We start from the raw sequence: 596 nt of genomic DNA, 5'->3' as shown, positions 1-596 counted from the left end.
CTGTGTATATTTATAAAGTCGCTAAATCTTAAAGATTTAGCTTTTGAACAAAAAAATAAAAACTAAACAATAAGCTTTAGCTTCGTGCGAGTAAGGAAACAAAAATATTTCCTTGCCTCCGCACTACGCTTAGCCAAACCGTTGTGTGTAAGTTGAGAAAACTCATCGTTTAGAACAAAATTCAGAAAATGAAATTAAAACTTTACCATAAAATAATTCCGATTTTGACAATTCCAGTTTTTGGGATTTTCGTTGTTTTTTATGGCTATCAATTCTTGTCTACTATGTCTGACAGTAATGGACTTTGGGGAAATATGTATAGTTATTATGATTTATCCAAAACACAATTTGCGATTTATAAATTAATTGTAACTCTGATTTTAATTGGACTGATTTTTTCTCAATCAATATTTCTGGTTATTAAGAATATAAAAAAACTGAATAAAACCTTTGTGATTATGGCTGTGTTAATCGGATTTTGGATTATTGCCGAAATTTATATGCAGACAAAATTTATTGGAAAAGGTTGATAACGGAATGAATAAAAAACGTTACACAACAATGCATAACCACAATTACGGCGGATTCGACTACGT

At 29.9% G+C, this 596-nt stretch carries 1 protein-coding gene; it reads left to right on the top strand.

What is annotated here, in order from left to right; translation table 11 throughout:
• The first annotated feature begins 188 nt into the window (after nucleotides 1-188).
• The gene (locus KLA_RS17410) at nucleotides 189-530 is read left to right on the top strand and encodes a hypothetical protein (protein ID WP_013621103.1); all 342 of its coding nucleotides are present in this window, start codon (nucleotides 189-191) and stop codon (nucleotides 528-530) included.
• Nucleotides 531-596 lie beyond the last annotated feature (66 nt).

It is taken from the genome of Cellulophaga geojensis KL-A (genome assembly GCF_000568425.1).
Classification (GTDB): Bacteria; Bacteroidota; Bacteroidia; order Flavobacteriales; family Flavobacteriaceae; genus Cellulophaga; species Cellulophaga lytica.
The sequence above is the reverse complement of the archived record's forward strand: the minus strand, read 5'-3'. Positions and strand labels throughout refer to the sequence as shown.

Excerpts from the sequence above, each read along its gene's own strand:
- KLA_RS17410 (WP_013621103.1), top strand. The coding sequence starts at position 189 with ATGAAATTAAAACTTTACCATAAAATAATTCCGATTTTGACAATTCCA.